Source organism: Vibrio sp. R15-SG3-ISO1A (assembly GCF_059833955.1).
This window is the reverse complement of record NZ_JCBDGH010000056.1, coordinates 1-7,180: the sequence shown is the minus strand read 5'-3', so window position 1 is coordinate 7,180 and position 7,180 is coordinate 1. Positions and strand designations below refer to the sequence as shown.

5 protein-coding genes and 20 tRNA genes are annotated in these 7,180 nt (G+C 48.8%); 1 reads left to right on the top strand and 24 read right to left on the bottom strand.

The features are described from left to right. Positions 1–543, top strand: a 543-nt coding sequence (locus AC6R0L_RS08005; RefSeq protein WP_500628810.1) for a flagellin, incomplete at its 5' end; no start/stop codon positions are given. A 139-nt stretch (positions 544–682) separates the two neighbouring features. On the opposite strand, the gene AC6R0L_RS08000 is transcribed toward AC6R0L_RS08005, so the two are convergent. From AC6R0L_RS08000 to ispE, 24 genes are all read right to left on the bottom strand, one after another. Continuing rightward, positions 683–757, bottom strand: a tRNA-Gln gene (locus tag AC6R0L_RS08000). 28 nt (positions 758–785) lie between these two features. Further along, a tRNA-Leu gene (locus tag AC6R0L_RS07995) sits at positions 786–870 on the bottom strand. A gap of 51 nt (positions 871–921) precedes the next feature. Next, positions 922–998, bottom strand: a tRNA-Met gene (locus AC6R0L_RS07990). A 16-nt stretch (positions 999–1,014) separates the two neighbouring features. Then, positions 1,015–1,099, bottom strand: a tRNA-Leu gene (locus AC6R0L_RS07985). Between the two features lie 66 nt (positions 1,100–1,165). Continuing rightward, a tRNA-Gln gene (locus AC6R0L_RS07980) sits at positions 1,166–1,240 on the bottom strand. 27 nt (positions 1,241–1,267) lie between these two features. After that, positions 1,268–1,352: transfer RNA gene (locus tag AC6R0L_RS07975), tRNA-Leu, on the bottom strand. A gap of 75 nt (positions 1,353–1,427) precedes the next feature. Next, positions 1,428–1,502 (bottom strand) — tRNA-Gln (locus AC6R0L_RS07970). 27 nt (positions 1,503–1,529) lie between these two features. After that, positions 1,530–1,614 (bottom strand) — tRNA-Leu (locus AC6R0L_RS07965). Positions 1,615–1,643: 29 nt separating this feature from the next. Then, a tRNA-Leu gene (locus AC6R0L_RS07960) sits at positions 1,644–1,728 on the bottom strand. A gap of 56 nt (positions 1,729–1,784) precedes the next feature. Next, positions 1,785–1,861, bottom strand: a tRNA-Met gene (locus AC6R0L_RS07955). 16 nt (positions 1,862–1,877) lie between these two features. Continuing rightward, positions 1,878–1,962: transfer RNA gene (locus AC6R0L_RS07950), tRNA-Leu, on the bottom strand. 66 nt (positions 1,963–2,028) lie between these two features. After that, positions 2,029–2,103 (bottom strand) — tRNA-Gln (locus tag AC6R0L_RS07945). Positions 2,104–2,130: 27 nt separating this feature from the next. Continuing rightward, positions 2,131–2,215 (bottom strand) — tRNA-Leu (locus AC6R0L_RS07940). A 75-nt stretch (positions 2,216–2,290) separates the two neighbouring features. After that, a tRNA-Gln gene (locus tag AC6R0L_RS07935) sits at positions 2,291–2,365 on the bottom strand. Positions 2,366–2,390: 25 nt separating this feature from the next. Then, positions 2,391–2,475: transfer RNA gene (locus tag AC6R0L_RS07930), tRNA-Leu, on the bottom strand. A 29-nt stretch (positions 2,476–2,504) separates the two neighbouring features. Next, a tRNA-Leu gene (locus tag AC6R0L_RS07925) sits at positions 2,505–2,589 on the bottom strand. Positions 2,590–2,645: 56 nt separating this feature from the next. Beyond that, positions 2,646–2,722: transfer RNA gene (locus AC6R0L_RS07920), tRNA-Met, on the bottom strand. Between the two features lie 78 nt (positions 2,723–2,800). Continuing rightward, positions 2,801–2,875 (bottom strand) — tRNA-Gln (locus AC6R0L_RS07915). A 27-nt stretch (positions 2,876–2,902) separates the two neighbouring features. Beyond that, positions 2,903–2,987 (bottom strand) — tRNA-Leu (locus AC6R0L_RS07910). A gap of 66 nt (positions 2,988–3,053) precedes the next feature. Next, positions 3,054–3,130: transfer RNA gene (locus AC6R0L_RS07905), tRNA-Met, on the bottom strand. 275 nt (positions 3,131–3,405) lie between these two features. Continuing rightward, positions 3,406–4,497 carry a redox-regulated ATPase YchF gene (ychF, locus tag AC6R0L_RS07900; RefSeq protein ID WP_334551179.1) on the bottom strand — a complete coding sequence of 364 codons (1,092 nt, stop codon included), beginning with the start codon at positions 4,495–4,497 and terminating at the stop codon, positions 3,406–3,408. 10 nt (positions 4,498–4,507) lie between these two features. Beyond that, entirely contained in the window at positions 4,508–5,098 is a 591-nt protein-coding gene (gene pth, locus AC6R0L_RS07895) for an aminoacyl-tRNA hydrolase (RefSeq protein WP_500628809.1), read from the bottom strand. Positions 5,099–5,208: 110 nt separating this feature from the next. Next, positions 5,209–6,153: a ribose-phosphate pyrophosphokinase gene (locus AC6R0L_RS07890; protein WP_038133791.1), complete on the bottom strand. Its 945-nt coding sequence runs from the start codon at positions 6,151–6,153 to the stop codon at positions 5,209–5,211. A gap of 28 nt (positions 6,154–6,181) precedes the next feature. Then, the gene (gene ispE / locus AC6R0L_RS07885; protein ID WP_500628808.1) at positions 6,182–7,054 is read right to left on the bottom strand and encodes a 4-(cytidine 5'-diphospho)-2-C-methyl-D-erythritol kinase; all 873 of its coding nucleotides are present in this window, start codon (positions 7,052–7,054) and stop codon (positions 6,182–6,184) included. Positions 7,055–7,180: the final 126 nt, after the last annotated feature.

The following is a 7,180-nucleotide window of genomic DNA, read 5'->3' as shown; positions in this document are numbered from 1 at the left end:
AACGTCACTGATAAGTTTGGCGGCGTGCAAGACATCAACATCACCGCAAAAGAGGGGGATGATATTGAGCAGCTTGCGACTTACATCAACGGTCAAACGGACATGGTGAAAGCGTCTGTTAATGAAGATGGTCAACTTCAGTTGTTCACCGATAACAACACAGTAGAAGGCACGGCGACCTTTGGAGGCAGTCTAGCCGGTGAACTGAGCATTGGCCCAGCTAAAGCGGTCACCGTGGATACCATTGACGTTCGCACCGTTGGCGGCGCTCAAGAGTCTGTTGCCATCGTCGATGCTGCGCTTAAGTTTGTTGATAGTCACCGAGCGGAATTGGGTGCATTCCAAAACCGATTCAATCACGCGATCAATAACTTAGACAACATCAATGAGAATGTTAACGCGTCGAAGAGCCGCATTAAAGATACGGACTTCGCCAAAGAAACCACCGCATTGACTAAGTCTCAGATCTTGTCTCAAGCGTCAAGCTCTGTACTTGCTCAGGCAAAGCAAGCGCCCAACTCAGCGTTGGGGCTTTTAGGCTAAGAAAGTGATTTCTAGCATCAAAAAAGTCATGACTTAATGTTAAATCCAGCCCAAGGGCTGGATTTTTTTGTGCAGAAGAGATGCGAAAAAGGTAACTGGACTGAAACGAGAAAACCCAGCCAAAGGCTGGGTTTTAATATGGCAGGTCTACCTGGATTCGAACCAGGGAATGGCGGCATCAAAAGCCGCTGCCTTACCACTTGGCGATAGACCTGTAGGGTGATAGCGATGCTATCAAATAATGGTGCGGAAGGAGAGACTTGAACTCTCACACCTTGCGGCGCCAGAACCTAAATCTGGTGCGTCTACCAATTCCGCCACTTCCGCTTTGTTTACATCATAACCGAACTATGGGTAAAAATCAGCTATGAATTGTAATGGTGGCTACGACGGGATTCGAACCTGTGACCCCATCATTATGAGTGATGTGCTCTAACCAGCTGAGCTACGTAGCCAAACCTGAATTAAGTATGGTGCGGAAGGAGAGACTTGAACTCTCACACCTTGCGGCGCCAGAACCTAAATCTGGTGCGTCTACCAATTCCGCCACTTCCGCATACTTAATGGTGCCTAGAAGGTCTTTCTAGACGCTTGTAATGAGAAAACTCATCACAAGAAATAATGGCAGGTCTACCTGGATTCGAACCAGGGAATGGCGGCATCAAAAGCCGCTGCCTTACCGCTTGGCGATAGACCTGCAGGTGATAGCGATGCTATCGAATGATGGTGCGGAAGGAGAGACTTGAACTCTCACACCTTGCGGCGCCAGAACCTAAATCTGGTGCGTCTACCAATTCCGCCACTTCCGCGAATCATAATGCTCAACTTATCAAACAAGGAGTAAGTTCAGCGGTTTTCAGTCTGGCGAGACTAAAAACAAAATATGGCAGGTCTACCTGGATTCGAACCAGGGAATGGCGGCATCAAAAGCCGCTGCCTTACCGCTTGGCGATAGACCTGCAGATGATAGCGATGCTATCGAATGATGGTGCGGAAAGAGAGACTTGAACTCTCACACCTTGCGGCGCCAGAACCTAAATCTGGTGCGTCTACCAATTCCGCCATTTCCGCATAATCAAATTCAGAGTTATTTATCAAGATGGTGCGGAAGGAGAGACTTGAACTCTCACACCTTGCGGCGCCAGAACCTAAATCTGGTGCGTCTACCAATTCCGCCACTTCCGCGTCTTGAACTCTGTACACAACCGATCAATTGGTAAAAATCAGTAGTGTTGATTTAATGGTGGCTACGACGGGATTCGAACCTGTGACCCCATCATTATGAGTGATGTGCTCTAACCAGCTGAGCTACGTAGCCAAACCTGAATTAAGTATGGTGCGGAAGGAGAGACTTGAACTCTCACACCTTGCGGCGCCAGAACCTAAATCTGGTGCGTCTACCAATTCCGCCACTTCCGCATACTTAATGGTGCCTAGAAGGTCTTTCTAGACGCTTGTAATGAGAAAACTCATCACAAGAAATAATGGCAGGTCTACCTGGATTCGAACCAGGGAATGGCGGCATCAAAAGCCGCTGCCTTACCGCTTGGCGATAGACCTGCAGGTGATAGCGATGCTATCGAATGATGGTGCGGAAGGAGAGACTTGAACTCTCACACCTTGCGGCGCCAGAACCTAAATCTGGTGCGTCTACCAATTCCGCCACTTCCGCGAATCATAGTGCTCAACTTATCAAACAAGGAGTAAGTTCAGCGGTTTTCAGTCTGGCGAGACTAAAAACAAAATATGGCAGGGCTACCTGGATTCGAACCAGGGAATGGCGGCATCAAAAGCCGCTGCCTTACCGCTTGGCGATAGCCCTACAAGATTCTTATGAATCTGAATAATGGTGCGGAAAGAGAGACTTGAACTCTCACACCTTGCGGCGCCAGAACCTAAATCTGGTGCGTCTACCAATTCCGCCATTTCCGCAAAATCAAATTCAGAGTTGTTTATCAAGATGGTGCGGAAGGAGAGACTTGAACTCTCACACCTTGCGGCGCCAGAACCTAAATCTGGTGCGTCTACCAATTCCGCCACTTCCGCGTCTTGAACTCTGTACACAACCGATCAATTGGTAAAAATCAGTAGTGTTGATTTAATGGTGGCTACGACGGGATTCGAACCTGTGACCCCATCATTATGAGTGATGTGCTCTAACCAGCTGAGCTACGTAGCCACTCGTGAGCGAGACAATATAAACCCTCACGCTCTGATAGACAAGCCCTTTGTAATAAAAGGCTCAGCTATGTAAAAATGGCAGGTCTACCTGGATTCGAACCAGGGAATGGCGGCATCAAAAGCCGCTGCCTTACCGCTTGGCGATAGACCTGCAGATGATAGCGATGCTATCGAATAATGGTGCGGAAGGAGAGACTTGAACTCTCACACCTTGCGGCGCCAGAACCTAAATCTGGTGCGTCTACCAATTCCGCCACTTCCGCATTATTCTGTCTAGAGTTAGCTCTAGAGGTTTCCAGTCATGTATCATCACTAGAAACAAAAATGTATGGTGGCTACGACGGGATTCGAACCTGTGACCCCATCATTATGAGTGATGTGCTCTAACCAGCTGAGCTACGTAGCCACTCTGTGTCCCTTTCGGCTTCGTTTAAAAACGATATGCCTTATTGTCGGGAACGGCGCGCATTATGCGAAGTTGAGGCAGAGGCGTCAATAGTTTTTTTGAATAAATCCGGATAAACCAGCTGTTCGATTCCTTTTTAAACAAAGAGGCGTGTAAACAGGCAAAAACAGGTAACATTTTGGCGTCAATCTCTTTACTTAACTTAGGCTCGCTGGGGGAGAAAACAAAAAAGCCAGCAGAGTTGCTGGCTTTTTAAGTCAATCACTTGCGCAATTTTATACGTTAAAGCGGAAGTGGATAACGTCACCATCTTTGACGATGTAGTCTTTACCTTCTAGACGCCACTTACCGGCCTCTTTTGCACCGCTTTCACCGTTGAACTGGATGTAGTCGTCATAGCCGACAACTTCTGCGCGGATAAAGCCTTTTTCAAAATCCGTGTGGATCTTACCTGCTGCTTGTGGGGCGGTTGCACCGACAGGGATAGTCCAAGCACGTACCTCTTTGACACCTGCGGTGAAGTAGGTGTGTAGGGTCAAGAGCTCGTAACCAGAGCGGATAACGCGGTTTAGACCTGGCTCTTCAATGCCCATATCCGCCAAAAACTCTTCACGATCTTCATCGTCTAGCTCAGAAAGCTCAGATTCGATCGCAGCGCAGACGGCCACAACCACGTTGTTTTCTTTTTCTGCGTACTCACGTACCGCATCCAAGTACGGGTTGTCTTCAAAGCCGTCCTCGTTGACGTTCGCAATGTACATAGTTGGCTTGAGTGTTAGGAAGTTGAGGTAACCAATGGCATCCAACTCTTCTTTCGACAACTCAACGGTACGCGCCATGCCACCTTCGGTCAGTACTGGGAGTAGCTTCTCTAGGACGGTCAATTCGAATTTCGCGTCTTTGTCGCCGCCTTTGGCTTTTTTAGCGTTACGTTGAATGGCACGCTCACATGAGTCTAAGTCCGCCATCGCCAGTTCAAGGTTAATGACTTCGATATCTTCGATTGGAGACACTTTACCCGCAACGTGAACGATGTTTTCATTTTCAAAACAGCGAACCACATGGCCAATGGCATCGGTTTCACGGATATTGGCAAGGAATTTATTCCCTAGACCCTCACCGCGAGACGCGCCTGCAACCAAGCCTGCGATATCAACAAACTCCATCGTGGTTGGAAGAATTCTTTGTGGGTTAACGATCTTTGCCAGTGCATCAAGACGAAGATCAGGCACAGGTACCACACCTGTGTTTGGTTCAATGGTACAGAACGGGAAGTTGGCTGCTTCAATACCCGCTTTAGTCAGTGCGTTAAACAGAGTTGATTTACCTACGTTAGGGAGACCAACGATGCCACATTTAAAACCCATGATAGTAACCTTATTCAGCTTTGAACGTGTGTAGACGGTTTTGAGCTTTCGCTAAGCCATCTTTTAAAAGGATGTCTAAACAGCGGACCGATTCATCGGCGGCTGCATCGAGCAGTTCTTGCTCTTTTGCTGGTGCTTTGCCAAGGACAAAACCAGCGACTTTGTCTTTGTGCCCAGGGTGACCAATGCCAATCCTGAGGCGATAGAAATCTTTGTTATTGCCAAGCTTGCTAATGGTGTCACGCAGGCCGTTGTGTCCACCGTGTCCACCGCCTTTTTTAAACTTGGCTACACCAGGTGGCAAGTCGAGCTCATCGTGTGCCACCATGATCTCTTCCGGTTTAATTTGGTAAAACTTTGCCAAAGCGGCGACCGCTTTGCCGGAGAGATTCATAAAAGTGGTGGGGATCAGCAGGCGGAGATCTTGACCATTGATCAGTATGCGCCCGGTCATACCGAAGAATTTCGGTTCGTTCTTCAAGGTGACCGTGTGGATACGTGCGAGTTCTTCTACCACCCATGCGCCTGCATTATGGCGGGTTTTGGCGTATTCAGGCCCAGGATTGGCTAGGCCGACAAGAAGTTTGATCGGTTGAGTCAAGGTTAGGATCTCTCTTGCAATCTCAAAAAGCGCAGTATGATAGCACAATTTTATCGCCGCAATAAAAAAACACCCCGTAGGGTGTTTTTACATCGGAGCAAGGCGCGATATTAGTTGAACATCGCCGAGATAGACTCTTCATTGCTGATGCGGCGAATCGCTTCAGCCAGCATGCGAGATAGGCTTAGGCAGGTCACTTTACCGGTCGCTTCCATTTCTTTAGGTAGCGTGATCGAGTCGGTAACGATCACTTGGTCTAGCACTGAGTTACCAATGTTTTGTGCTGCGTTACCAGAGAAAACGGCGTGTGTCGCGTAAGCAAAGACACGTTTCGCGCCGCGCTCTTTTAGCGCTTCTGCCGCTTTACACAGTGTGCCGCCTGTATCGATCATGTCATCAACGATCACGCAGTCGCGACCTTCTACATCACCGATCAGGTTCATCACTTCAGAGACGTTGGCACGCGGACGACGCTTGTCAACGATAGCAATATCGATATCACCCAGTGCTTTTGCTGTTGCGCGAGCGCGAACAACACCGCCAAGGTCTGGAGAAACCACGACAGGGTTCTCTAGGCCGCGAGCCTGCATGTCTTCAAGCAGTACAGGTGTACCGAAGATATTATCAACAGGAACATCGAAGAAGCCTTGGATTTGCTCTGCATGTAGGTCGATAGTTAGAACGCGGTCAACACCGACGTTGGACAGGAAGTCAGCAACAACTTTTGCCGTAATTGGCACGCGAGCAGAACGTACGCGACGGTCTTGGCGAGCGTAACCAAAATAAGGGATAACTGCAGTAATACGGCCCGCTGAAGCGCGGCGCATTGCGTCAATCATCACTACAAGTTCCATTAGGTTGTCGTTGGTCGGTGCGCAGGTAGATTGGATGATGAAAACATCGCTACCACGAACGTTTTCGTTGATTTGTACAGCGACTTCGCCATCAGAAAAACGAGAAACAGTTGCGTCACCAAGGGAGATGTATAGACGATCAGCAATACGTTGGGCTAGTTCAGGTGTAGCGTTACCAGCAAATAGCTTCATATCAGGCACGGTGGAAACCTCAGGGTTGCGTCCAGTTTTAGATAGATTGTGTGTGGGCTAAGCGATACTTAGCCAAAGTCTCGTGTAAAGGCGAAATGTTTTTCCCTTGGGCTACAAAAGCCGAGACGGCGTCAGGTAATTTTTCGAAGACAGATTGTGCCGCATTTTTGCTCGAAAATTCAGCAAAAATGCACGATCCAGTCCCGGTCAATCTTGACGGCGCATATTGTAGCAGCCATGAAAGTTGCTTATCAACCTCTGGGTAAAGCATTCGAACAATTTTTTCGCAATCGTTTCCGTAAGGATCGGCGAGAAGGGTTGTCAGCGCTCGCTTTGGTGAATTTCTGCACAAATCTGGATGGGTGAATATATCCACCGTCGCAATGCTCACTGAGGGTTTGATAACTAAGTACCACTTTTCCTGTGGCGATGCCGGCGTCAGCTGCTCACCCACACCCTCAGCAAAGGCGGCAAAACCTCGGGTGAACACCGGGACATCTGCTCCTAGAGCCAGTCCAATCTCGGCGAGCGCATCGTCGCTCAGTTTGGTTTGCCATAAGTGATTGAGTGCGACAAGCGTTGTTGCGGCGTTAGAGGAACCGCCGCCAATACCACCGCCCATAGGTAAAATTTTGTTGAGTTCAATATGAGCGCCCAATGAACATTGACTCGCACTTTTCAGTGCCATTGCCGCTTTCCAGATCAAATTGTCTTCTAGCGCAACGCCCTCGATAGCAGGTGAGAGCGTAATGTTTCCACTGTGATTGGCGGTGATGGTTAGCTCATCGCCATACTCAAGGAATTGAAACAGCGTCTGCAGTTCATGGTAACCATTGGCTCGTCGGCTTGTGATGTAGAGAAAGAGATTCAGTTTGGCCGGTGAGGGCCAAGTGGTGGTTTGGGTGATCATCAGTTCAGTGTCCAAGTCGAAATAATGATGTTGATGGTCGTGTCACCTTGGCGAAGGGCAATGCGTTGTGGTAACGGTGTGGGTAGCCCGGAGACGAGCACATCTTGATACCGTTGATATTCCAAC